22 protein-coding genes and 1 riboswitch are annotated in these 23,411 nt (G+C 70.6%); of the genes, 15 read left to right on the plus strand and 7 right to left on the minus strand.

Features of this window, described 5'->3' with window-relative positions; translation table 11 throughout:
- The first annotated feature begins 169 nt into the window (after positions 1-169).
- From ACWF9Z_RS19130 to ACWF9Z_RS19175, 10 genes are all read left to right on the plus strand, one after another.
- Entirely contained in the window at positions 170-760 is a 591-nt protein-coding gene (locus tag ACWF9Z_RS19130; RefSeq protein ID WP_453603545.1) for a CDP-alcohol phosphatidyltransferase family protein, read from the plus strand.
- Positions 761-859: 99 nt separating this feature from the next.
- Entirely contained in the window at positions 860-3,355 is a 2,496-nt protein-coding gene (locus ACWF9Z_RS19135) for a sugar phosphate nucleotidyltransferase (protein ID WP_453603547.1), read from the plus strand.
- 111 nt (positions 3,356-3,466) lie between these two features.
- Positions 3,467-4,399, plus strand: a complete 933-nt coding sequence (locus tag ACWF9Z_RS19140; protein ID WP_453603549.1) for a DUF881 domain-containing protein — start codon at positions 3,467-3,469, stop codon at positions 4,397-4,399.
- Positions 4,396-4,728: a small basic family protein gene (locus tag ACWF9Z_RS19145; RefSeq protein WP_356657722.1), complete on the plus strand. Its 333-nt coding sequence runs from the start codon at positions 4,396-4,398 to the stop codon at positions 4,726-4,728. Before ACWF9Z_RS19140 ends, ACWF9Z_RS19145 begins: the two co-directional genes overlap by 4 nt.
- A gap of 5 nt (positions 4,729-4,733) precedes the next feature.
- Positions 4,734-5,531, plus strand: a complete 798-nt coding sequence (locus ACWF9Z_RS19150) for a DUF881 domain-containing protein (protein ID WP_356657724.1) — start codon at positions 4,734-4,736, stop codon at positions 5,529-5,531.
- Positions 5,532-6,014: 483 nt separating this feature from the next.
- Positions 6,015-6,557, plus strand: coding sequence for an FHA domain-containing protein (locus tag ACWF9Z_RS19155; protein WP_453603552.1), 543 nt, complete (start codon positions 6,015-6,017; stop codon positions 6,555-6,557).
- A 19-nt stretch (positions 6,558-6,576) separates the two neighbouring features.
- The gene (gene ftsR / locus ACWF9Z_RS19160; protein ID WP_453603554.1) at positions 6,577-7,350 is read left to right on the plus strand and encodes a transcriptional regulator FtsR; all 774 of its coding nucleotides are present in this window, start codon (positions 6,577-6,579) and stop codon (positions 7,348-7,350) included.
- Between the two features lie 96 nt (positions 7,351-7,446).
- The gene (locus ACWF9Z_RS19165) at positions 7,447-7,920 is read left to right on the plus strand and encodes a bifunctional nuclease family protein (protein WP_007262890.1); all 474 of its coding nucleotides are present in this window, start codon (positions 7,447-7,449) and stop codon (positions 7,918-7,920) included.
- Between the two features lie 180 nt (positions 7,921-8,100).
- A complete protein-coding gene (locus ACWF9Z_RS19170; RefSeq protein WP_453603557.1) occupies positions 8,101-8,757 on the plus strand; it encodes a MerR family transcriptional regulator in 657 nt (218 codons plus the stop codon).
- 145 nt (positions 8,758-8,902) lie between these two features.
- On the plus strand, positions 8,903-10,483 hold the full coding sequence (locus ACWF9Z_RS19175; RefSeq protein ID WP_453603558.1) for a DNA polymerase IV: 1,581 nt from the start codon (positions 8,903-8,905) through the stop codon (positions 10,481-10,483).
- Between the two features lie 7 nt (positions 10,484-10,490).
- On the opposite strand, the gene ACWF9Z_RS19180 is transcribed toward ACWF9Z_RS19175, so the two are convergent.
- Positions 10,491-10,856, minus strand: coding sequence for a PRC-barrel domain-containing protein (locus ACWF9Z_RS19180; RefSeq protein ID WP_453603560.1), 366 nt, complete (start codon positions 10,854-10,856; stop codon positions 10,491-10,493).
- A 118-nt stretch (positions 10,857-10,974) separates the two neighbouring features.
- Positions 10,975-11,073: riboswitch (glycine riboswitch) on the plus strand.
- 198 nt (positions 11,074-11,271) lie between these two features.
- On the opposite strand from ACWF9Z_RS19180, the gene gcvP reads away from it, so the two are divergent.
- Positions 11,272-14,157, plus strand: coding sequence for an aminomethyl-transferring glycine dehydrogenase (gene gcvP, locus ACWF9Z_RS19185; RefSeq protein WP_453603562.1), 2,886 nt, complete (start codon positions 11,272-11,274; stop codon positions 14,155-14,157).
- Positions 14,158-14,282: 125 nt separating this feature from the next.
- Here gcvP and ACWF9Z_RS19190 read toward each other — a convergent pair whose 3' ends face one another.
- Complete coding sequence (locus ACWF9Z_RS19190) at positions 14,283-14,489, minus strand: DUF5999 family protein (RefSeq protein ID WP_285428213.1); 207 nt, start codon at positions 14,487-14,489, stop codon at positions 14,283-14,285.
- Between the two features lie 285 nt (positions 14,490-14,774).
- Positions 14,775-15,398 (minus strand): hypothetical protein, encoded by a 624-nt coding sequence (locus ACWF9Z_RS19195; RefSeq protein ID WP_453603563.1) that lies wholly within the window; start codon positions 15,396-15,398, stop codon positions 14,775-14,777.
- A gap of 516 nt (positions 15,399-15,914) precedes the next feature.
- On the opposite strand from ACWF9Z_RS19195, the gene ACWF9Z_RS19200 reads away from it, so the two are divergent.
- Together ACWF9Z_RS19200 and ACWF9Z_RS19205 are read left to right on the plus strand one after the other, a co-directional pair.
- Positions 15,915-17,450: a glutamate-cysteine ligase family protein gene (locus ACWF9Z_RS19200; protein ID WP_453603565.1), complete on the plus strand. Its 1,536-nt coding sequence runs from the start codon at positions 15,915-15,917 to the stop codon at positions 17,448-17,450.
- A gap of 303 nt (positions 17,451-17,753) precedes the next feature.
- Positions 17,754-18,560, plus strand: a complete 807-nt coding sequence (locus ACWF9Z_RS19205) for a CPBP family intramembrane glutamic endopeptidase (RefSeq protein ID WP_453603567.1) — start codon at positions 17,754-17,756, stop codon at positions 18,558-18,560.
- A 16-nt stretch (positions 18,561-18,576) separates the two neighbouring features.
- On the opposite strand, the gene ACWF9Z_RS19210 is transcribed toward ACWF9Z_RS19205, so the two are convergent.
- The 3 genes from ACWF9Z_RS19210 to ACWF9Z_RS19220 form a co-directional block, all read right to left on the minus strand.
- Positions 18,577-19,404 (minus strand): PhzF family phenazine biosynthesis protein, encoded by an 828-nt coding sequence (locus tag ACWF9Z_RS19210; protein ID WP_453603569.1) that lies wholly within the window; start codon positions 19,402-19,404, stop codon positions 18,577-18,579.
- Positions 19,405-19,627: 223 nt separating this feature from the next.
- Positions 19,628-20,137, minus strand: coding sequence for a DUF2199 domain-containing protein (locus tag ACWF9Z_RS19215; protein WP_453603570.1), 510 nt, complete (start codon positions 20,135-20,137; stop codon positions 19,628-19,630).
- Between the two features lie 269 nt (positions 20,138-20,406).
- On the minus strand, positions 20,407-20,709 hold the full coding sequence (locus tag ACWF9Z_RS19220; protein ID WP_453603572.1) for a hypothetical protein: 303 nt from the start codon (positions 20,707-20,709) through the stop codon (positions 20,407-20,409).
- Between the two features lie 110 nt (positions 20,710-20,819).
- Here ACWF9Z_RS19220 and ACWF9Z_RS19225 point away from each other — a divergent pair, with 110 nt between their 5' ends.
- Positions 20,820-21,005 (plus strand): hypothetical protein, encoded by a 186-nt coding sequence (locus ACWF9Z_RS19225; protein WP_453603574.1) that lies wholly within the window; start codon positions 20,820-20,822, stop codon positions 21,003-21,005.
- Between the two features lie 354 nt (positions 21,006-21,359).
- On the opposite strand, the gene ACWF9Z_RS19230 is transcribed toward ACWF9Z_RS19225, so the two are convergent.
- Positions 21,360-21,791, minus strand: a complete 432-nt coding sequence (locus ACWF9Z_RS19230; RefSeq protein WP_453603576.1) for a hypothetical protein — start codon at positions 21,789-21,791, stop codon at positions 21,360-21,362.
- 851 nt (positions 21,792-22,642) lie between these two features.
- Here ACWF9Z_RS19230 and ACWF9Z_RS19235 point away from each other — a divergent pair.
- Positions 22,643-23,263: a PadR family transcriptional regulator gene (locus ACWF9Z_RS19235; protein WP_453603577.1), complete on the plus strand. Its 621-nt coding sequence runs from the start codon at positions 22,643-22,645 to the stop codon at positions 23,261-23,263.
- The last annotated feature ends 148 nt before the right edge of the window (positions 23,264-23,411 follow it).

Here is a 23,411-nt window from a genome sequence, read left to right on the forward strand (position 1 = left end):
CAGGGGGGACCCTGTGGGAGAGTAGGACGCCGCCGAACAATCATTGTGGGAAAGCCCCGCACCAGGTAACTGGTGCGGGGCTTTTCTGCGTTTACGGGCAGGTGTGCCGCCTCCTGTAGGGTCAGGGGGCATCGTTCGACATTTCTACAGTCACAGTGGAGGCCCCCGAGTGGAGGTCCAGGAGACTCGGGTTCAGACCGACCGAATTTTCACCATTCCGAACATCCTGAGCATGGCTCGCCTCGTCGGCGTACCCGTGTTCCTGTGGCTGATCCTGGCCGAGCACGATGGCTGGGCGCTCGCCGTCCTGATGCTCAGCGGGATCAGCGACTACCTCGACGGGAAGCTCGCGCGGCGCTGGAATCAGATCAGCCGCCTCGGGCGCCTGCTCGACCCGGCCGCGGACCGGCTTTACATCCTGTCCACCCTGTTCGGCCTCACGTACCGCGGGATCCTGCCGCTCTGGCTCACCGCGGCCCTGCTCGCGCGTGAGCTGATGTTGCTGGTCATGGTGTGGATCCTGCGCCGGCACGGCTATCCGCCGCCCCAGGTGAACTTCCTCGGCAAGGCCGCGACCTTCAACCTGATGTACGCGTTCCCCTTCCTGCTGGTCAGTGACGGGACGGGTTGGTTGGCCTGGATGGGGTCAGTTTTCGGATGGGCGTTCGCCGGATGGGGTACAACGCTCTATTGGTGGGCAGGAGTCCTGTACGTGGTGCAAGTCCGCAGGATCGTGAAGGCGGACGCCACGGCCGATTGAGCTCGCTCGGCGCCTGATGACGCGGAGGAGTTGCCCAGTCACCATGCGCGACGGGTGATGTCGGCTAAGACGTAGTCTCTCAAGGAGGACTCTTCCGACATGAAGGCCGTCGTGATGGCCGGCGGCGAGGGCACGCGCCTTCGCCCCATGACCTCAAGCATGCCCAAGCCGCTCCTGCCGGTGGCGAACCGGCCGATCATGGAGCATGTGCTCAGGCTGCTGAAGCGGCATGGACTCAACGAGACCGTGGTCACCGTCCAATTCCTGGCGTCGCTCGTCAGGAATTACTTCGGTGACGGCGAAGAGCTCGGAATGGAGCTCACCTATGCCAACGAGGAGAAGCCACTCGGCACAGCCGGCAGCGTGAAGAACGCCGAGGAGGCGCTGAAGGACGACACCTTCGTCGTCATCTCCGGCGACGCGCTGACCGACTTCGACCTCACCGACCTGATCCGCTTCCACAAGGAGAAGGGCGGGCTCGTCACGGTATGCCTGACCCGGGTGCCGAATCCCCTGGAATTCGGCATCACCATCGTGGACGAGGAGGGCAAGGTCGAGCGCTTCCTGGAGAAGCCGACCTGGGGACAGGTGTTCTCGGACACCATCAACACCGGCATCTACGTGATGGAGCCGGAGATCTTCGACTACGTGGACGCGGACGTCTCGGTGGACTGGTCCGGCGACGTCTTCCCGCAGTTGATGAAGGAAGGCCGGCCGATCTTCGGCTACGTCGCCGAGGGCTACTGGGAGGACGTCGGCACCCACGAGAGCTACGTCAAGGCCCAGGCCGACGTGCTCGAGGGCAAGGTCCAGGTCGACATGGACGGCTTCGAGATCTCGCCGGGGGTCTGGATCGCCGAAGGGGCCGAGGTGAGCCCCGAGGCGGTGCTGCGCGGGCCGCTGTACATCGGGGACTACGCCAAGGTCGAAGCCGGCGTCGAGATCCGCGAGCACACCGTCATCGGATCGAACGTCGTGGTCAAGAGCGGCGCGTTCCTGCACAAGGCCGTCGTGCACGACAACGTGTACATCGGACCGCACAGCAATCTCCGCGGCTGCGTCATCGGCAAGAACACCGACATCATGCGGGCCGCCCGGATCGAGGACGGCGCCGTCATCGGTGACGAGTGCCTCGTCGGCGAGGAATCGATCATCCAGGGGAACGTACGCGTCTACCCCTTCAAGACGATCGAGGCCGGTGCCTTCGTCAACACGTCGGTGATCTGGGAGTCCCGCGGGCAGGCGCACCTGTTCGGCGCGCGGGGGGTCACCGGCATCCTGAACGTGGAGATCACCCCCGAGCTGGTGGTCCGGCTCGCCGGCGCCTATGCCACGACCCTGAAGAAGGGGGCGACGGTCACCACCGCGCGTGACCACTCCCGAGGCGCGAGAGCGCTGAAGCGGGCCGTGATCTCGGCGCTCCAGGCCAGCGCCATCAACGTGCGGGACCTGGAGAACGTACCGCTGCCCGTGGCCCGCCAGCAGACCGCGCGCGGCAGCGCCGGCGGGATCGTGCTGCGGACCTCACCGGGAGTGCCGGACTCCGTCGACATCATGTTCCTCGACGAGCGGGGCGCGGACCTCTCGCTCCAGCAGCAGCGCAAGCTGGACCGGGTGTACGCGCGCCAGGAGTACCGGCGTGCCTTCCCGGGCGAGATCGGCGACCTGCAGTTCCCGGGAAGCGTCTTCGACGCGTACACGGGTTCGCTGCTGCGTCGGGTGGACATCACCGGGGTCGCTGATTCCGGGCTCAAGGTGGTCGTGGACGCCTCCAACGGCAGCGCCGGGCTCGTCCTGCCCAGCCTGCTCGGCCGGCTCGGCGTGGACGCCCTCACCGTCAATCCGGGGCTCGACGAGACCCGGCCGACGGAGACCGCCGAGACCAGGCGGGCCGGACTGGTCCGGCTCGGCGAGATCGTGGCCTCGTCGCGGGCCGCCTTCGGCGTCCGTTTCGACCCCGTGGGCGAGCGGATCTCCCTGGTGGACGAGCGCGGGCGGATCATCGAGGACGACCGGGCACTGCTGGTGCTGCTCGACCTCGTGGCCGCCGAGAAGCGCAGCGGCAAGGTCGCGCTGCCCGTGACCACGACCCGGATCGCCGAGCAGGTGGCGGCGTACCACGGCACTCAGGTGGAGTGGACGACCACCTCGCCCGACGACCTGACCCGCGTGGGCCGGGCGGAGAACACGATCTTCGGCGGCGACGGCCGGGGCGGCTTCATCGTCCCGGAGTTCAGCAGCGTCTTCGACGGATCGGCGGCCTTCGTGCAGCTGATCGGGCTGGTCGCGCGGACGCAGCTCACGCTGAGCCAGATCGATGCCCGGATCCCGCGGGCCCACGTCCTCAAGCGGGACGTGCCGACGCCGTGGGCGGTCAAGGGGCTCGTCATGCGCCGGGTCGTGGAGGAGGCCGGGGACCGGCAGGTGGACACCACGGACGGGGTGCGGGTCGTCGAGGCCGACGGACGGTGGGCGCTGGTGCTCCCGGACCCGGCGGAGGCGGTCACGCACCTGTGGGCCGAAGGTCCCGACGACGCCTCCGCGCAGGCGCTGCTGGACGACTGGGCGGCGGTCGTGGACAGCGCCGGGAGCTGAGTTCCCGAACGGAACGGTGCAGGTCGAAAGGCCGGTGGGACGGACGGGGCGCGGGCCCGGTCCGTCCCACCGGGCGGCCGCATTCGGTGTGTGCGCTGCCGACATGCGACGATGTGCGGCATGTCGCAGCCGCCCCACAACCGGAGTTCAGACCCACCCCCGGACGTCGTCCAGGGGGCTTCCCGGCCCGCGCGGCCGGACGCTTCCATGTCGCTGCTGACGCACGTGATGGACCACAGTCTCGACGAGGGGTACGCGGAGGCCTCCGCGCGCCGCGCGTCGGACGGTACGGCGGGGCTGCCGCGCAGCCTCAAGGCCAAGCTGGGGCTCGCCGCGGGGCTCGTCCTCGCCGCGATGGTCGTCACCCTGGGCGCCGCGCAGGCGCGGGTCGCCGCGCCGGTGCTGGCCAAGGAGCGTCAGGAACTGATCGACCGGGTCGACCGGGCGGACGCGCGGGCGAACGGCCTGGAGCAGGACATCGAGACGCTGCGCAAAACCGTCGCCGACCGCCAGCGCGCGGCGCTCAAGCAGCACGGCGGCGACCAGGGCGAGCTCGTGGCGCTGCTGTCCGGGGCCACCGAACTGAGCGGGCCCGGGATCAAGCTGACGGTGGACGACGCCAAGGGCGCCTCTTCGGGCAATGGCACCAAGCCCCGCGAGAGCGCCGGGTTCTCGGACACCGGGCGGCTCCGCGACCGTGACATGCAGAAGATCGTCAACGGGCTCTGGCAGTCCGGTGCGGAGGCGATCTCGATCAACGGCCAGCGGCTGACCTCGCTCTCGGCGATCCGGGCCGCGGGTGACGCGATACTGGTCGACAACAGGCCGCTGGTGCCGCCGTACGAGGTTCTCGCGATCGGCGACAAGAAGCGGCTGGGAACGGCGTTCCAGGACTCCGCGGACGGCCAGTACCTGCACGTGCTGCAGGAGAGCTACGGGATCCGCTACGCCTTGTCCGCGCAGGACGAGGTGCGGCTCCCGGCCGCGTCGAGCCTGACCGTACGTACAGCCACAGCAGCAGAGCAGCAGAAGGGTGCATCGTGATCGCGGTACTGGGCCTCGTGGCCGGAGTGGTGGCCGGACTTCTGGTCCGGCCCGAAGTGCCGGCCGTGGTGGAGCCTTATCTGCCGATCGCCGTCGTGGCGGCGCTGGACGCGGTGTTCGGAGGCCTGCGCGCGATGCTGGACGGCATCTTCGTCGACAAGGTCTTCGTCGTGTCGTTCCTGTCGAACGTGGTGGTGGCCGCCCTGATCGTCTTCCTCGGCGACAAGCTGGGTGTCGGCTCGCAGCTGTCCACGGGTGTGGTCGTCGTCCTGGGCATCCGCATCTTCTCCAACGCCGCGGCCATCCGCCGGCACGTGTTCCGGGCGTGAGGCCGATGAGTACGAACGACACCCCGCCCGAGGAACCGACGGGTGCGGAGCAGCCGTCCAAGGAAGTACCGGCCGAGCCCGCGCAGACCGGCCGGCAGCGGCTGGCGGCCGGTCTGTGGCCGCCGCGCGTGAGCAGGGCCCAACTGATCGTCGCGGTGCTGCTGTTCGTCCTGGGTCTCGGCCTGGCCATCCAGGTGCGGTCGAACAGCGACTCGAGCGCCCTGCGCGGGGCACGGCAGGAGGACCTGGTGCGGATCCTCGACGAACTGGACGGGCGGACCAAGCGGCTGGAAGACGAGAAGCAGACGTTGGAGGAGCAGCGCAGGGAGCTGGAAAGCAGCTCCAACCAGGCCGAGGAGGCCCGGAAGCAGACGGTGGAAAAGGAACGGCAACTCGGGATCCTGGCCGGTACGGTGGCCGCCCAGGGCCCGGGGATCGTGCTGAAGATCTCGGATCCCAAGGCGCAGGTGCAGTCGGACAAGCTTCTGGACACCCTCCAGGAGCTGCGGGCGGCCGGGGCCGAGGCGATCCAGATCAACGGTGTGCGGATCGTGGCGGACTCGTACTTCTCGGACGAGGGCGGTGGCGTGGCGATCGACGGTAAGAAGATCACACAGCCCTACGAATTCAAGGTGATCGGCAAGCCGCAGGATCTGGAGCCGGCGCTCAACATTCCGGGCGGCGTCGTCCAGTCGCTGGAGAAGGAGCAGGCGGTCGTCACCGTCACACGACCGGCGAAGATCGTTGTGGATGCCTTGCGTGCCGCGAAGCAGCCTGACTACGCTCGGTTGTCATCGCCGTGAGACGGGACGGGGAGCGGACCGGCTCACGCGGGCTCGTGCCTGCGGGGGGTCGAGGCACCGAAGTCGCGGTGCGTGGTGGAAACTGTCTGATGGTTACGGACGTTGTAAGTATGTCCGGGTCGGCAGGTGTTGCATTCGGAGTTCGTCCTGCCCCACGGGCGGGTCTGTTTCGGTCAAGGGGAATCGCCCGTGAAGTTGTTTGAGAAGTTGTTCGGCAAGAAGAACCGCGAGGAAAGCGGTGCGGCCAGGCACCGCGCGGGGCACGGTGACGTGGAGGGGCAGGGCGACCGGCCGCTCTTCCGGGACGAGGTGGCCGGGGCCGGTGACATTCCGGGCGCGCAGGGCGCGTCGGCTGTTGACCCTGCCGGTACCGGACGCATAGGTTTCGGTGAACCATCAACCTCAAGTACGGGTGGAGGGTTTGCGCCCGACCCGTATGCCACCAACGCCTCCGCGGGGCAGCCGCGGCGCGAGGAGCCGTCCATGTCGGCCGAGCAGATTTGCAGCAGGTGCGGGCACCGCAGCGATGCGGCCAGCCGATTCTGCTCCAACTGCGGGGCGCCGTTGCGGGCGGGCCTGACGCCGGAGCGTGCCTCGGAGACCACGTCCACCATCTCGATCTCGGGCCTCGAGGCCTATGAGGCCGAGGTGTCGGGACAGACGCACGTGTCGTCCTCGCTGTCCCCCGAGGCCCAGGCCGCGGTGGAAGCGCTGCCTCCGGGTTCCGCACTGCTGATCGTGCGGCGCGGCCCCAACTCCGGCAGCCGGTTCCTCTTGGACGGCGAGCTCACGACGGCCGGCCGGCACCCGCAGAGCGACATCTTCCTGGACGACGTCACCGTCTCCCGGCGCCATGTCGAATTCCGCAGGAGCCACGACGGGGGCTTCACCGTCTCCGACGTCGGCAGTCTCAACGGCACGTACGTGAACCGTGAACCGATCGACTCCGTCTCCCTCCACAACGGTGACGAAGTGCAGATCGGCAAGTACCGGCTGGTCTTCTACGCGAGCCTGCGGGGGCACTGACCCTTCAAGGGAAGGTCCCATGCTGCGTATCCCGGCAGGCGGTGCCGCCAAGAGCGGCGCCGCCGGCACCGGCGCCTCGGCCGGGCGGCTGGTGAGCATCGGCACGGTGCTCACGATGCTGCGTGACGAGTTCCCCGACGTGACGATCTCGAAGATCCGTTTCCTGGAGGCGGAAGGGCTCGTCGAACCCACGCGCACGCCGTCCGGATACCGCAAGTTCAGCGCCGACGACGTGGAGCGCCTCGGCCGCATCCTGCGGCTCCAGCGTGACCACTACCTTCCGTTGAAAGTCATCCGCGAGCAGCTCGACGCCCTCGCCCGGGGCGAGCAGATCCGTATCCCGGCGCCCACGGCGCACGGGGAGTCCGTCGACCCCACGAGCCCCGTCGCCCTCTACGGCGAGGTGGGCCGGGAGCGGCCGACCGTGGCCCGGGTGGGTCGGGCCGAGCTGATCGCCGCCGCGGAGGTGGACGAGGTGCAGCTCGTGGAGTGGGAGTCCTACGGGCTGCTCGCCGAGGCGCCGGGCGGCGGATTCGACGCCGAGGCCGTGACCGTGGCCCGTCTGGTGGCCGATCTCGGCAGATTCGGGCTGGAGCCGCGCCACCTCCGGGCGATGAAGGCCGCGGCGGACCGGGAGGCCGGGCTGGTCGAGCAGGTCGTCTCGCCGCTGCGCCGGCACCGCAATCCGCAGACCAGGGCGCATGCGGAAGCCACCATGAAGGAACTCGCGGGGCTCTCCGTACGGCTGCACGAGGCGCTCGTACAAACGGCTCTCGGGGTGCGGTTGCACTGATTCCGGGGCCTTCGGAGGGGTTCCGGAGGCCTTCTGGGGGCAGGCTTGGGGGAGCCCGACTACCCAAACCGGCCGGGCAGGTCCTAGGGTTGCTGTGTGAACGAGCTCGACGTTGTGGGTGTCCGGGTGGAAATGCCCTCGAACCAACCGATCGTGCTCCTGCGTGAAGTGGGAGGCGACCGGTACCTCCCCATCTGGATCGGACCAGGGGAGGCGACCGCCATTGCCTTCGCGCAGCAGGGCATGGCCCCTGCCCGTCCGCTGACGCACGACCTGTTCAAGGACGTGCTGGAGGCGGTCGGCGAGGAACTCACCGAAGTCCGGATCACGGATCTGCGGGAGGGCGTTTTCTACGCGGAGCTCGTCTTCGCCAGTGGAGTCGAGGTGAGCGCGCGGCCGTCCGACGCCATAGCCCTCGCCCTGCGGACCGGGACGCCGATCTACGGCAGCGACGGCGTGCTGGACGACGCCGGCATCGCGATCCCGGACGAGCAGGAGGACGAGGTGGAGAAGTTCCGCGAGTTCCTCGACCAGATCTCGCCCGAGGACTTCGGTACCGGCCCGCAGTGAGCCCCGGGCCGCGTCGTGCTCCGGGGAATCGAAGCCCATTCGAGTAGCTTTTCCCAGCTATCGGGTACGGGAAACCACTCTCAGGGTGATTATCACTCGGCGTGCCGAGTGTGGCGATCGTTGACGCACCCCTGGTGACTGCCTACCTTCGAGGTGGCAGGTCAAGGACGGAGGGTCGGCGTGAGAGTCACGGGCGACGGTATGACCGGGGGCATCCCCGCACGGAGTGACGGTGGGCCGTACCCGCTGCACGGTGGTGCGGTAAGTTCCGCGCGCCGTCAGCCGGAGCCCGCGCCGGTCGGTTCGATGGGGCCGGTGGGGCCCCAGGGTGGCGAGCCGGTGGCGGAACAGGTGGGCTACCGCGGGCCGACGGCGTGTGCCGCGGCCGGCATCACCTACCGGCAGCTCGACTACTGGGCACGGACCGGGCTGGTGGAGCCGAGCGTCCGGGCCGCGTACGGGTCGGGCACGCAGCGCCTGTACAGCTTCCGGGACGTGGTGGTCCTCAAGATCGTCAAGCGCTTCCTGGACACCGGGGTGGCGCTGCAGAACATCCGCACCGCCGTGCAGCACCTGCGCGACCGCGGCTTTTCCGACCTCGAGCGCATGACGCTGATGAGCGACGGCGCCACGGTCTACGAGTGCACGTCTCCGGAGCAGGTCGTCAGCCTGCTCCAGGGCGGTCAGGGAATCTTCGGCATCGCCGTCGGCGTGGTCTGGCGCGACGTCGAGAACGCGCTGTTGCAGCTGCACGGAGAGCGCGTGGACACCGGCGAGACGGTGGCCGGACACAACCCCGCCGACGAGCTGGCCGCGCGGCGCAACCGGGCCGTCTAGGGGGTTCGGGAGGGACGCTCCGGGCCGGAGGGTGCCGGACCGGGCAGGAGGGTGCCGGTCCGTCCGGCACCGCCCGCGCGCACGGAGCGGGCCGGGCCGGACCGCCTGGGGCCGATTGTCGGTGGCGTAGGGCAGCATCGGGGCTGTGAGAGCCGCGCCGACCATCCTGCATCTGGACATGGACGCCTTCTACGCCTCGGTGGAGCAGGCGTCGAAGCCGAGCCTGCGCGGCAAGGCCGTCATCGTCGGCGGGCTCGGACCGCGCGGGGTCGTGGCGACCTGCTCGTACGAGGCCAGGCGGTACGGGGTCCACTCGGCGATGCCGACGGCCCAGGCGCGGCGGCTCTGCCCGAACGGCGCGTACCTGATCCCGCGCTTCAGCCTGTACCGGTCGGTCAGCGACATCGTCATGGCCCTGCTGCGGGAACTGTCACCGCTCGTCGAGCCGCTCAGCCTGGACGAGGCCTTCGTGGACCTGGAGGCGGGCGGAGTCGCCTTCGACGCGGCGGGCGCGCGGGCCACCGGGGAGCGGCTGCGGGCGGACATCATGGCCGCGACCGGGCTCAGCGGATCGGTCGGACTGGCCGGGTCCAAGATGCTGGCCAAGGTGGCCTCCGAGGAGGCCAAACCGGCGGGACTGCTCCTGATCGAGGTCGGCACCGAGCGGGCGCACCTCGCGCCGCTGTCGGTACGGACCCTGCCCGGGGTGGGGCCGGCCACGGGCGAGCACCTGCGGCGGGCCGGGATCACCACCGTGGGAGAGCTCGCGACGGCGGGCGAGGACGAGCTGGTCCGGATGGTGGGGCGCTCGCACGGGGTGGGGCTCCACCGGATGGCGCTGGGCCTGGACGAGCGGCCGGTGGTCGCGGAGCGCGACGCGAAGTCCGTGTCGGTCGAGGACACCTTCGACGTGGACCTGCACGACCGGGTGCGGATCCGGGGCGAGGTGGGGCGGCTCGCTGACCGGTGCGTGCACCGGCTGCGGGAGTCCGGGCATTCGGGGCGGACGATCGTGCTCAAGGTGCGGCGCTACGACTTCTCCACCCTGACCCGGTCCGAGACGCTGCGGGGCCCCACCGACGACCCGGCGGTGGTGCGGGAGGCGGCGGCGCGGCTGCTGGAGGCCGTGGACACCACGGGAGGCGTGCGGCTGCTGGGCGTGGGCGTGACGGGGCTGGCGGACTACACGCAGGAGGACCTCTTCGCCTTCGCGCTGTCCGCCGGGGCGGACGGCGAGGCTGCTCCGGCGGGGGAGACGGCGGAGGCGGGGGAGGAGACGGGGGAGACCCGAGCCGTTGAGCCGGACGGGGCCACAGGGGCCCGTGAGGGCACCGGGACGGGTGCGGCCGCGGAGGCGGAGGAGTCGGCGGAAGCCAGGGGGACGCAGGACGCGCCGCCCGGCGGGACGCCGGCGCCCGGAGCAGGCTCCGCGGCCGCGGAGGCCGCCGCCGGCGGCGGACCGCCCGGCGAGGCCGGGGCGGCCCCCGGGAGGCTGTGGCAGGCCGGGGGAGACGTTCGGCACACGGAGTACGGGCCGGGGTGGGTCCAGGGCAGCGGGGTGGGGCGGGTGACCGTGCGCTTCGAGCGGCCCGGTTCGGAGCCGGGCCGGGTGCGCACCTTCCTGGTGGACGACCCCGCGCTCGAGCCGTCGGATCCGCTGCCGCTGGTGGGCGTACCGGCCGGACCCCGGGGAGGGGGCCGGCAGGACCCGGAGGAGACGGCCTAGAGACGGCCTAGCCCTCGTCACCCGCGAGGCGGCCGAAGTCGCGCTGGAAGTCGCTGGGGAGGGCCACGTCGAGGCCGTAGTGGTGGTAGAGCTGCAGCTCCTGTTCGGGGGAGAGGTGACGGCCGACGCCGAAATCGGGGGCGTCCTTGATGAGGGAGCGCTCGAAGGGCACGTGCAGGGTGTCGCCCACCATCTCGCTCGGTTCCAGCGGGACGAAGGCGTCCCGGCTGAAGAGGCCGGTCCGTACGGCGGCCCATTCCGGGACGCCCGTGGCATCGTCGAGGTAGACCTCGTCGATGGTGCCGATCTTGGTGCCGTTGCGGTCGAACGCCTTGCGGCCGATCAGGCTGCGCGGATCGATGTCAGTCTGCACGGTCCGGTCCCTCCACTGGTCGCAACTCCTCCGTTATGACTACAAAAGTGCATTTCTGGAGAGGGGGCCACTCGAGGGAGGGTCCCGGATCCTCGCTGGTAGGCTGGGTGACGGCTGTTGACCCTGTGCGGGAGAGTCCTCCGAGTGAGCTCGACGGAGGCGCCGAAGGAGCAAATCCTCCCCGGAATCTCTCAGGCATACGTACCGCACGTAGGTGAGGCCACTCTGGAAAGCAGGGCGGGTACCGGGCGCGCAGTGCCGGTTCCCCTCCTCACCGACGGTGAAAACCGGACCTCGCGAGCGATCCTCGAGGGGCCCGGTGAAACTCTCAGGTTGTGATGACAGAGGGGGAGGCCGTCCGGGTGCCCGCGCCGAGGCACCCCTCGCAGGTCGTACGACCAGGAGGCCTCCGTACATGACCGCCAACCGCATTCCGCTCTCCCAGCTGGAGCGAGGCATCCCCTTCGAGCAGCGCCACATCGGCCCGGATGCCGAGGCGCAGGCGAAGATGCTCGCCCAGGTGGGCTACGGCTCCCTGGACGAACTGACCGCCGCCGCGGTACCGGATGTGATCAAGACCACTGCCGCGCTGAACCTGCCCGAGGCGCTGACCGAGGCCGAGGTGCTGGCCGAGCTGCGCCAGCTCGCCGACCGCAACCAGGTCCTCTCCTCCATGATCGGTCTCGGCTACTACGGGACCTTCACGCCGCCGGTGATCCTGCGCAACGTCATGGAGAACCCGGCCTGGTACACGGCGTACACGCCCTACCAGCCCGAGATCTCACAGGGCCGTCTCGAAGCCCTGCTGAACTTCCAGACCGTCGTCGCCGAGCTGACCGGCCTGCCGACCTCCGGTGCCTCCCTGCTCGACGAGGGCACCGCGGCCGCCGAGGCCATGACGCTCGCCCGCCGTGTGGGCAAGGCCAAGGGCAACGTCTTCCTCGTCGACGCCGACGCGCTGCCGCAGACCATCGCGGTGATCGAGACCCGTGCCGAGCCGATCGGCATCGAGATCGTCGTCGCCGACCTCTCCGAGGGCATCCCGGCCGAGGCCGCCGAGCGCGGCGTCTACGGCGTCCTGGTCCAGTACCCGGGCGCCTCCGGTGCCGTTCGGGACATCAAGCCGGTCATCGACCAGGCGCACGAGCTCGGCGCGATCGTCGCCGTCTCCGCCGACCTGCTCGCCCTGACCCTGCTGACCTCCCCGGGCGAGCTGGGCGCGGACATCGCGGTCGGCACCACCCAGCGCTTCGGCGTCCCCATGGGCTTCGGCGGACCGCACGCCGGGTACATGGCCGTCCAGGCCAAGCACGCCCGCTCGCTGCCCGGCCGCCTCGTCGGCGTCTCCGTGGACGCGGACGGCAACAAGGCCTACCGCCTGGCGCTGCAGACCCGTGAGCAGCACATCCGCCGCGAGAAGGCCACCAGCAACATCTGCACCGCGCAGGTGCTGCTCGCCGTCATGGCCGGCATGTACGCCGTCTACCACGGTCCGGACGGTCTGCGGACGATCGCCCGCCGCACCCACCGCTACGCCGCCCTGCTCGCCGCGGGCCTGACGGCCGGCGGCGTCGAGATCGTGCACGGCGCCTACTTCGACACCGTCACCGCCCGGGTCCCCGGACGCGCCGCCGAGGTCGTGGCCGCCGCCCGTGAGGGCGGGGTCAACCTGTACCAGGTGGACGCCGACCTGGTCTCCGCCTCCTGCGACGAGACGACCCTGCGCGCCGACGTCGAAGCCGTCTGGGCGGCCTTCGGGGTCGACGCCGACCTGGAGGCGCTCGACGCCACCACGGCCGACGCGCTCCCGGAGGGGCTGCTGCGCGAGGACGCGTACCTGACCCACCCGGTCTTCCACCAGCACCGCTCCGAGACCGCGATGCTGCGCTACCTGCGCAAGCTCTCGGACAAGGACTACGCGCTGGACCGCGGCATGATCCCGCTGGGTTCCTGCACGATGAAGCTGAACGCGACCACCGAGATGGAGTCGGTCACCTGGCCCGAGTTCGGCCAGCTGCACCCGTTCGCCCCGGTGGAGCAGGCGGAGGGGTACCTCACGCTCATCGCCGAGCTGGAGGAACGTCTCTGCGAGGTCACCGGCTACGACAAGGTCTCCATCCAGCCGAACGCCGGCTCCCAGGGTGAGCTCGCCGGCCTGCTGGCCGTCCGCGCCTACCACCGGGCGAACGGTGACGAGCAGCGCACCATCTGCCTCATTCCGTCCTCCGCGCACGGCACCAACGCCGCGAGCGCCGTGATGGCCGGCATGAAGGTCGTCGTCGTCAAGACCGCCGACGACGGCGAGGTGGACGCGGCCGACCTGCGGGCCAAGATCGAGCAGTACCGCGACGAGCTCGCCGTGCTGATGATCACGTACCCCTCCACGCACGGTGTGTTCGAGGAGCACGTCGCCGAGATCTGCGCCCAGGTGCACGACGCCGGCGGCCAGGTCTACGTGGACGGCGCCAACCTCAACGCCCTGGTGGGCCTGGCCAAGCCGGGTCACTTCGGCGGCGACGTCTCGCACCTGAACCTGCACAAGACCTTCTGCATCCCGCACGGCGGCGGCGGTCCGGGCGTGGGCCCGGTCGGTGTCCGGGCGCACCTGGCCCCCTACCTGCCGAACCACCCGCTGCAGCCGACCGCCGGTCCCGAGACGGGTGTCGGCCCGATCTCGGCCGCTCCGTGGGGCTCGGCCGGCATCCTGCCGATCTCCTGGTCGTACGTGCGCCTCATGGGCGGCGAGGGCCTCAAGCGCGCCACCCAGGTCGCGGTGCTCGGCGCCAACTACATCGCCAAGCGCCTGGAGCCGCACTACCCGGTGCTCTACACCGGTCCGGGCAACCTGGTCGCGCACGAGTGCATCATCGACATGCGCCCGCTGTCCAAGGCGACGGGCGTCAGCATCGACGACATCGCCAAGCGCCTGATCGACTACGGGTTCCACGCGCCGACCATGTCCTTCCCGGTCGCCGGCACGCTCATGATCGAGCCGACGGAGTCCGAGGACCTCGCCGAGATCGACCGCTTCTGCGACGCGATGATCGCGATCCGCGCGGAGGTCGAGCGGGTCGCGGCCGGCGAGTGGCCGGTCGACGACAACCCGCTGGCCAACTCCCCGCACACGGCGGCGGCGCTGGGCGGCGAGTGGAACCACCCGTACACCCGCGACGAGGCCGTCTTCCCGGGCGGGGTCTCCGCCGCCGAGAAGTACTGGCCGCCGGTGCGCCGCATCGACGGTGCCTTCGGTGACCGGAACCTGGTGTGTTCCTGCCCGCCGCTGGACGAGTACGACAACTAGGACCGACGGGTTCCAGGCAGACGAAGGGGCCGGTCCGGGAGTGGTACTCCCGGGCCGGCCCCTTTCGGCACTGGCTGTCGGCGGACGGGCCGCGCGGGCCCGGCGGGATCCGAAGGGGGCGGCCGCTAGGCCGCCTTCATCACGTGCGCCGCCGCGAGTGCGCGGTGGGGCGCGATGATCTGACCGTCCGGCAGCAGCTCACCGGTGTCCTCGAAGAGCAGGACGCCGTTGCACAGCAGGCTCCAGCCCTGTTCCGGGTGCACGGCCACGGGGTGTGCGGCCTCCCGGTCGGCGGAGTCGGCGGTCGGGCATGCTGGCTTGTGCTGGCACATGGATGCGTTCTTTCGCTGCGGTGTGGTCTGCGTGCTGCGGCTCGATGCGTTGTTCATGGCCGCCCCCCGTATCAACGACTCGGCTTGGTCAGGGTCCCCAGTGTTCCCCGACGGCAGGGCGTCCGCAGGGATTTCCCCGCAGCTGTCCTCATAGATTGATGACGCATCACTCGTGCGGGCGGTTCAGCTCAACTCCCCTGTCCTTTCGGATGGTTCGCAGGGGGCCCGAGTGGGCTAGGCCGAATGGGCCGGACGGATGGGCGCCGTCTGGCGCGGGCGGTTCGCTCAGGCGGCCGGCGCCGCCATCGAGGGGGGCGGGACCGGCGGCGCCGACGGTGTGAGCCGGTGGGTCAGCACGGGCAGCAGTTCGGAGACGGGGTGCGGCCGGTAGGCGGCGATGCCCGGCGGGGCGGGCGCCAGCGGGATCAGCAGATCGGCCGCGGCCGGCAGCCCGGCGGAGGCGTCGGCCCCCACCGATCCGTGCAGCCACAGCGTCAGCATGTACAGCTCCGGTACGGACAGCAGGCGCGGCTGGTAGCTCGTGCCGAGCGATTCGGCCTGACGCAGGGCGCGTTCGGTGGCCGCGACGTAGGGGCCCTCGAAGAAGTGGGAGAAGGCCCAGCCGTCCGGGGTCAGCCGGGTGTCGGCCGCCGCGACGTAGCGGTCCCCGCTGCGGATCAGGAACCGCCAGCCGGTCAGCCTGGTGCGCGGGGGCCTGCCGCCCGAGGGCAGGCCGGAGATGTTCAGCCGGTCCAGGACGTGGACGGGCAGCGGCAGTTCGGCGGTCATCGGACCCTGGAGGTCCCGCAGGGCCGGGGTGTGCGCTTCATGGACGGCCGTGGGGGAACCGAGGGCCGCGAGGACGCTGCGCAGGGCGGGCGCGGGAGCCGGAGGGACGTGCAGCGGCATGGTGGGTCGCCTCTCACTTGGGAGACCGGTGGATCAGGGGCGAGGTGCGGGTGCGGGACGGCGCTGTCGCATTCTGGGGCCAGAGGGGGGCTGAGGGGCAATGGCCGCGCGCCAACTCTCTGCCTCGTTTGCGGAGTTTATACGACATGTGTTCACGCAGTGTTTCGGCTAGCTGTCCCGCCTATTACCTGCAAGACGCTTACCGGTCCCTCTGACATGACATTCATGCCCGGTGCGCGCAAAGATGACGCGCTGACCTCGGAGGTTACCGGACGGGGGCTCGGCTGGAAAGCGCCTGTTATCCGAAACCGGCAAAGTCGACGCGGTATTTGCGTACGCGTCCTTGCCAGGTGAATGTGCCAAAGCGCCCGTCGGCCAAACCGGCGCGCGCTCCTGTCCGGTCACGCCCCTTCCGCGTTATCGATCACTCCGCCGGGGCATCATCGAGCGTAACGCGCGCCTGGGCCGACGGATCTCTTCCAATCCGGCCAGGCCCACTCGAGGAGGGACGCTTCGATGGGGGAGAAGGTCGTGGCGGGCGGATTCGACCTGTCCGATCGGCAACGGTACCGACGGAAGCTCCACGAGTGTCTGGAGGGGCTGGAGCGGCTGCTGGCCGAGAAGAGGTTCGATCGCCCGAAGAACATGATGGGGCTGGAGATCGAGCTGAATCTCGCGGGTTCCGACGGTTTGCCGAGAATGGTGAATGCGCAGGTTCTGGAGCGCATAGCGAGCCCCGATTTCCAGACGGAACTCGGAATGTTCAACCTGGAGGTGAACGTGCTCCCGCACCGGCTCGGCGGCCGGGTATTCGACCAGCTCGCCGAGGAACTGAGCGCGGGGCTCGGCTATGCCCACCGGCAGGCCGTGGAGATCGACGCCGGGGTGGTGATGATCGGCATCCTGCCGACCATCTCCCGTGCCGACCTGGTCACCGCCAACCTCTCGGCGGTGGACCGCTACTCGCTGCTGAACGAGCAGATCCTGATGATGCGCGGCGAGGACTTCACGCTCGACATCGAGGGGGTGGAGCGGCTGACCTGGACCTCCGGGTCGATCGTGCCGGAGGCCGCCTGCACCTCCGTACAGCTGCACCTGCAGGTGACTCCGGCCCGGTTCGCGGACGTGTGGAACGCGGCGCAGGCCGTGGCCGCCGTACAGACGGCCGTCGGCGCCAACTCGCCGTTCCTGTTCGGGCGCGAGCTGTGGCGGGAGTCGCGGCCGCCGCTCTTCCAGCAGGCCACCGACACCCGGCCGCCCGAACTCCAGGCGCAGGGGGTGCGGCCCCGCACCTGGTTCGGCGAGCGGTGGGTGGATTCGGCGTACGAGCTCTTCGCCGAGAACGTCCGCTACTTCCCGGCCCTGCTGCCGATCTGCGACGAGGAGGAGCCGCTGCGGGTGCTCGACGAGGGCGGCGTACCGGCGCTGCAGGAACTGGTGCTGCACAACGGCACCGTCTACCGCTGGAACCGGCCCGTCTACGGGGTCGCCGACGGGGTGCCGCACCTGCGCGTGGAGAACCGGGTGCTGCCCGCCGGGCCGACGGTGGCCGACGTCGTCGCCAACGCCGCCTTCTACTACGGCCTCGTACGGACCCTCGCGGACGAGCCGCGCCCGGTGTGGAGCCGACTGCCCTTCGCGGAGGCGGAGGCCAACTTCGACGCGGCCTGCCGCTACGGCATCGACGCCCGGCTGCGCTGGCCGCGCCGGGGCCGCGGCGGAGGGCTGGCGAGCGTGCCGGCGGTGCGGCTGGTCCTGGACGAGCTGCTGCCGATGGCGGCCGCCGGGCTGGACGCGTGGGGCATCGAGCCGGCCGACCGGGACCACTACCTCGGCATCATCGAGGAGCGGTGCCGGCGCCGGGTCAACGGAGCGACCTGGCAGGTGGACACCTACCACCGGGCGCGTGCGGCCGGGCTGGAGCGGGACGCGGCGCTCGCCGCGACCACGCGCCGCTACAGCGAGCTGATGCACAAGGGGGAGCCGGTGCACACCTGGCCGGTCGGCCTCGCGGAGGAGGAGGTGGGCGCCGCGGTGGCGGCCGAGGGCTGACCGTGGCGCGCGGGACCCGCCGGAGGGGCGGGTCGCGCGCGCCGGCCGGTGTCCGTCGCCGGTCCGCCGGTCGCCGGTCGTTGGTCCGCCGGTCCGTCGCTCCGTCGCTCCGCCGGTCTCGATCACCGGTCCGACGCTCCGCCCGTCCGCCGCTCCGCCGGTCGCGTACGCGTCGCGCGCACGCCCCGGCGTGCCCGTCTTCCGTCCGGGTCATCCGTTCCCGCGCCGACGAGGCAGTATGGGGTGATCGAACGGGATGCCCCAGCGAGATGTCGCGGGTGGGCGGCGCGACGGGAGACGGGCGTGCGGACGGAACCGGAAGCGGTGGTCGGAGAGCTCGGCGAGGGCCTGTACGGGCGGCGGGCGCTCCTGCGCACCGAGACGCTGCTCGTGCTCGCCCTGTCCCTGGGCGCGAGCGGCCTCTCGGCGCTGATCAGCTTCATCGGTTCGCTGACCAAGCCCGGCGGGCTCAAGGACCAGGCCGCCACGCTCAACGGCTCGTACGCGCCCGGCCGGCCCTGGCTGGACCTGGCCTGGCAGCTCTTCGGCATCGCCAGCGCGCTCGTCCCCGTACTGCTCGTCGCGCACCTGCTGACCCGGGAGGGCGTCCCGGGCCTGAAGGCACTGGGCTTCGACCGCAGCCGGCCCCTGTGGGACCTGGGCCGGGGCGCGCTCGTCGCGGCCGGCATCGGGAGCGCCGGACTGGCCTTCTACCTGGCGGCGCGGGCCTCCGGCTTCAACCTGACGGTGGTGCCGGAGGCGCTGCCCGACGTGTGGTGGAAGTTCCCCGTGCTGATCCTCTCCGCGGTGCAGAACTCCGTGGTCGAGGAGATCATCGTGCTGGCCTACCTGCTGCGCAGGCTCGGCCAGCTGGGCTGGTCGCCGATGGCCGCGCTGATCGCCAGCTCCGTGCTGCGCGGCTCGTACCACCTCTACCAGGGCATCGGCGGCTTCGTCGGCAACGTGGTGATGGGCGCGGTCTTCGTCCTCGCCTACCGGCGTTGGGGCCGGGTCGGTCCGCTCGTGGTCGCGCACGCGCTGCTCGACATCGTGGCCTTCGGCGGATACGCCCTGCTGGCGGGCAAGGTGGGCTGGCTGCCCACGCCGTAGACCGCCTTCGGCGCCGTCAGGAGGTGGGCGGGGCCGTGAGCAGTTCGCCGTCGATCACCGTGACGGCGCTGCCCGTCAGCAGCGTACGGTCGCCCGCGAGCCGGACCGCGACCAGCCCGGTGCGCGCTCCGCCCTGGAGCCCGACGAGCTCGGTGCGGCCCAGGCGCGCGGCCCAGAAGGGGGCCAGTGCGGTGTGGGCGCTGCCGGTGACCGGGTCCTCGTCGATGCCGATGGCGGGGAAGAAGCCGCGGGAGACGAAGTCGTAGCCGCGGGAGGGGTCTTCGGCGGCGGCGGTGACGATGATCCCGCGCTGGGCGTAGCCGCGCAGGGCGGGCAGGTCGGGCGTGAGCGAGCGCACGGTCCGCTCGTCCGCAAGCTCCACGACCAGGTCGCCGATGTGCTCCGAGGTGTCGTGGACCGACGTGATCTCGGCGCCCAGGGCGCGGCGCACCTCGGCGGCGGGCTCGGCCTCGGTCAGGGAGGACGTCGGGAAGTCCAGGGTGATCCGCCCGTCCTCGGCGGCCTCGGCGGTGAGGATCCCGCACCGCGCGGAGAAGCGGATCAGCCCGTGCGCGAGGCCGCTCGTGGCGAGGACGTGCGCGGTGGCGAGGGTCGCGTGGCCGCACATGTCGACCTCGCCGGACGGGGTGAACCAGCGCAGCGCCCAGTCGGCCTCGCCGCCGGGCGGCAGGGGGTGGGCGAAGGCGGTCTCGGAGAGGTTGACCTCGGCGGCGACCTGCTGGAGCCAGGCGTCCGGAGGGAAGCCGCCCTCGAGGAGCAGGACTCCGGCGGGGTTGCCCGCGAAGGGGCGGTCGGTGAAGGCGTCCACGATTCTGATGCGCATGCACCGACCCTAGGGAGCCGCCGGAGGCGGTCGCAAAGGCCAATTCGGGTGGACTGGACTGGACCGGACGGGACCGAACCGGACGGGACAGGACCGGACCGGACCGGACCGGACCGGACCGGTCTGGACCGGATGCGGCGGGCGTGGTGGCCGGCGTCTCCTCCACCGCCCGCCCCTCCTGTGGCCGCCGCCCGCACCCCTCACCAGGCCCGCCCGCGGGGACTCAGGCCGGATGCAGCACGGCCATGGCAATCTCACGCACGCGGTCCAGCGTGATCCCGGTGCGCTGTTCGACGGCGAGCGGGTGGTCGGTGGGCTCCAGCTCGATGGAGGGCCGCCGGCCGATCGGGCGCGTGTGGGCGTTGGTCTTCAGATTGCTGGTGCCCTCGGAATAGAGCGCGAGCTCGGTGCTGAGCCAGCCGAAGTACGGCTTCTCCGCCTCGCGGCCCTCCGTGTTCCACACCTCGAGGGCGCGAGCGAAATTGTCTCTGCTCAGAGAGACCCAGACGCCCCAGGAGAAGACGTCCTGGCTGCCGATCACAGGTATCTCTACCAGGCCCCTGATGAAGAAGTGCTGGCCCTTGATCACGCACTGGTCGGACGACAGCATGCTGTCCGGGTCGTTCTCGAGGCTGGGATCCCAGTCGTCGGGGGCCCTGGTCGAGTAGCTCATGGGGAGCTCTGCGTGGTGGTCGCCACAGCACGAGCAAGTGAAGCCGAGATCGTTAGACATGGCGCGAGCCTAGTGCTGCCGCACCGGAGTTGCCCCGGACCGCTCGACAGGCGCTCGACGGCCGCTCGCGGGCCTCATGGACATGGACTGGACCGGCCGTCTCCCCTTCGCCTCACGCCCCGGCGTCCGCCCCGTCGGACCCCGGCGCCCACCCGGCGCCACCCGGTGTCGCGCACGGCATGCCGGAGCGCCAACCCCCGTCCACCCGCCGGACGGTGAGGGGGTCGGCGCCGTGTTCCTCCCCTGCGGGGCTCCGGGTCGTCCTCGTGCTACGGGATGTACAGGCTCATGCCGGGGGCCGGGCGGACGACCTGTCCGGGCAGAACGAAGCCCGTCACGCGCCCGTCGCAGAAGGGGCCCGACCACAGGGCGGCCGCCTCGTCCGTGAAGTTGCCGACTTCCGAGGGCACGAAGTCGCCCAACGGGTAGCAGCCGGACGGGTCATGGATCGCAGCCCGGTCGATGAACAGCACCCCGTCGGCGGCCTGCGCCGCGCCCGGCGTGGTCAGCGCCAGTGTCAGCGCCGCCGCGCACGCCCCCAGTACTCGTGCCACGCGTCGTGTCTCGCGCATCCCCGGTCCACCTCTTCTGCTCTTACGCCGTACCCCGAACAACTGTCGTGACCAAAAGTAGCGTCTGGGCTACTCAAGGTGACATAGCGCGCGGTGGTGAAGGGGGGCGCGTGAGGCTCCAGGAGACCCTCGGCGCGCTGGTCGAGTCCGGCGCCGAGAGCGGCGACCAGGTCGCCGCCTACCGGCACGGCAGTCCGCCAACCGGCTCGGCCGCCCCCGGCGAGGGATTCCGCCACGTCATCGACGCGTGGCCGGCCCTGTCCTGGCCCTGGCGAGCACTGATCAACCTTCGGTGACGCGAACTCGCGGTCGTCAGAGCTGGATGGCACGCGATCGGTGTTCCTTGGCGCAGGGCGCTGACCTGTGACAGCGAAGGCGGGCCGTTTGCCATCGAACTTGGACTGATGGCTGCTTGTGTCACTGAAGATGGACCGCCGCAGGTCAGCGAGGTGAAGGTCGGCACGGGCACAGGTCAGCGGATGGACCGCGGACGTACCCGGGCCGACCCGCTCTCGGAGCGTGCCGTACGTGAGCCAGCTGTGCTGTGGGCGGGCTCCACGCTCGCTGAACAGAGCTCGCGTTGTGGCCCTGGACTGCGGTAACGCCTCTCATAACGCCGGGTGGGGACGCTCTGCCTGCCGCGTGGCGGGTCAGTACAGCTTGTTCACGGCGGTCCGCAAGGTGTTCTTCCATTCGGTGACCGGCGGGTCCCCCCAGTAGCTCTGCCACATGTTCAGGGTGACGGTGTCTCCGTCGCGGCCGACGCCCCAGAGGTAGTTGAAGTGCGGGCGGTCGGACGCCTCGGCGTCGAAGGTGTACATCCCGTGCAACGTCGCCCCTTCCTCCACGTCGAGTACGCCGTGGTCGTAACCGGTGGCGGTCACCCCGGGTTCCTGCGGGCGGTTCGCGCACTCGGCGTAGCTCTTGCGGGTCTCTTCCGCGAAGGTGATGGCTTCCGCTTCGGTGGCGAAGACCACCACCTTCTGCTCGGCGTAGGCGGTCTCCGCGGTGCTGAAGTCCCGGTGCCAGACGTTTACCTCGGGCATGCCTTCCGGCCAGTTCGCCAGACACTCGTGAGACATGCCCCAGCCCCGCGCGACCGGTGCAGCGCGCCACGACTCGGTCTTGGGCAGGTCGGAGATGTACAAGGTCCCCGGCCGAGGCCGCCACTGGTCGGCGCTCGCCGCCGGCCCAGATGCCACTGCTACCGCCACCACCGCGGCCCCCATTGCGATACCGGTCCCGCGCATTCGCCCTCGTACCCCCATGATGTGCTCCTTCCCCCGAAGTGTTCCGATCGCTTGCCGACCCTTTGCCGGGCGGCGACTTCACTGGATTCCAGAGTGGGGCGACAACGTCTCCTGAGCCGGGGCCTTCGGTAGCGGTGACCTAAAAGACCGTTCCCACTGGCCGAAAGCGACGAGCTGGTTCAGGGAGGAGGTCACAGCTCCGGCGAGCAGGGGCTCCAGTCGCACAAGGACTTGTGGCTCACTTCCCTGACTGGATCGGAGCCAACGGGCGTACAGCGGCGATTGGCCGACCAAGCCCGACCGCGTGCTGACGGCCTGGGGAGACGAGGCCGCGGGAGCCGTCGAGGACACCTCCTGCAGAACATGCCAGCGACGCTCACGTACGGCACGCTCCGAGAGCGGGTCGGCCCGGGTACGTCCGCGGTCCATCCGCTGACCTGTGCCCGTGCCGACCTTCACCTCACTGACCTGCGGCGGTCCATCTTCAGTGACACAAACAGCCATCAGTCCAAGTTCGATGGCAAACGGCCCGCCTTCGCTGTCACAGGTCAGGCGCGGAGGGTCGTGGAGGCGTTCGCTGAAGTTGTTTCCGATATATCGTTGACGCATCGCGATGGGTCAACGATAGTGGAGACATCGCACCAGCGACACAGAGAACACCGAATGAGGAAAGGAGCGCAGACATGCGTTCACACGGACAGCACGGACACGGCCACGATCACGAGCACGGACGGGGCCACGGTCACTGCGGGCCGGACCGTCGGGAGGAGTTCCAGAGGAGGCGCGCCGCTTTCGGACCGTTCGGGCCGCCCTTCGGCGGTGGGCCCTTCGGCGGGCGCGGAGGGCGCGGCGGAGGGCGCGGCCGGGCCCGGCGGGGTGATGTGCGCGCCTCCATCCTGGCGCTGCTCGCCGACCGCTCGATGCACGGCTACGAGATGATCCAGGAGATCGGCGAGCGCAGCGGCGGGGCCTGGAAGCCCAGCCCGGGTTCGGTCTACCCGACCCTGCAGATGCTCGAGGACGAGGGACTCATCACCAGTGAGAGCGAGGGCGGCAAGAAGCTGTTCACGCTCACCGACGCCGGCCGCACCGAGGCCGCGTCCGGCCCGGACGCCCCCTGGGCGGAAGCCGGGCGCGGTGTCGACTTCGAGGCGATGAACGAGATCCGGACGGCCGGGTTCGGCCTGATGGAAGCCTTCGGCCAGGTCTTCAAGACCGGCACCTCCGCCCAGCGGGAGAAGGCCCTCGCGGTCATCAACGACGCCCGCAAGAAGCTCTACCTGATCCTCGCCGACGAGCACTGAGCCCGGCCGGCGGGACCTCCCGCACACGCAGCGGGGGCCCCCCCGGCCGGCCGGCCCGCCCCCGGCGTTGGTTTCGGGGGCGGGGGGGGGGGCCGCGCCCCCCGCGCATAGGGCCGGCCCGGGCCGCGGGGCCGCGCGCGCGCCCGCC

It is taken from the genome of Streptomyces sp. NPDC054961 (genome assembly GCF_053609145.1).

Bases quoted from the DNA above. Each gene is read 5' to 3' on its own strand.
- ACWF9Z_RS19135 (WP_453603547.1), top strand. From the start codon at position 860: ATGAAGGCCGTCGTGATGGCCGGCGGCGAGGGCACGCGCCTTCGCCCC.
- ACWF9Z_RS19140 (WP_453603549.1), top strand. From the start codon at position 3,467: ATGTGCGGCATGTCGCAGCCGCCCCACAACCGGAGTTCAGACCCACCC.
- ACWF9Z_RS19150 (WP_356657724.1), top strand. From the start codon at position 4,734: ATGAGTACGAACGACACCCCGCCCGAGGAACCGACGGGTGCGGAGCAG.
- ACWF9Z_RS19155 (WP_453603552.1), top strand. From the start codon at position 6,015: ATGTCGGCCGAGCAGATTTGCAGCAGGTGCGGGCACCGCAGCGATGCG.
- ftsR (WP_453603554.1), top strand. From the start codon at position 6,577: ATGCTGCGTATCCCGGCAGGCGGTGCCGCCAAGAGCGGCGCCGCCGGC.
- gcvP (WP_453603562.1), top strand. From the start codon at position 11,272: ATGACCGCCAACCGCATTCCGCTCTCCCAGCTGGAGCGAGGCATCCCC.
- ACWF9Z_RS19190 (WP_285428213.1), bottom strand. From the start codon at position 14,489: ATGTGCCAGCACAAGCCAGCATGCCCGACCGCCGACTCCGCCGACCGG.
- ACWF9Z_RS19195 (WP_453603563.1), bottom strand. From the start codon at position 15,398: ATGCCGCTGCACGTCCCTCCGGCTCCCGCGCCCGCCCTGCGCAGCGTC.
- ACWF9Z_RS19200 (WP_453603565.1), top strand. From the start codon at position 15,915: ATGGGGGAGAAGGTCGTGGCGGGCGGATTCGACCTGTCCGATCGGCAA.
- ACWF9Z_RS19210 (WP_453603569.1), bottom strand. From the start codon at position 19,404: ATGCGCATCAGAATCGTGGACGCCTTCACCGACCGCCCCTTCGCGGGC.
- ACWF9Z_RS19215 (WP_453603570.1), bottom strand. From the start codon at position 20,137: ATGTCTAACGATCTCGGCTTCACTTGCTCGTGCTGTGGCGACCACCAC.
- ACWF9Z_RS19220 (WP_453603572.1), bottom strand. From the start codon at position 20,709: ATGCGCGAGACACGACGCGTGGCACGAGTACTGGGGGCGTGCGCGGCG.
- ACWF9Z_RS19230 (WP_453603576.1), bottom strand. From the start codon at position 21,791: ATGTCTCACGAGTGTCTGGCGAACTGGCCGGAAGGCATGCCCGAGGTA.
- ACWF9Z_RS19235 (WP_453603577.1), top strand. From the start codon at position 22,643: ATGCGTTCACACGGACAGCACGGACACGGCCACGATCACGAGCACGGA.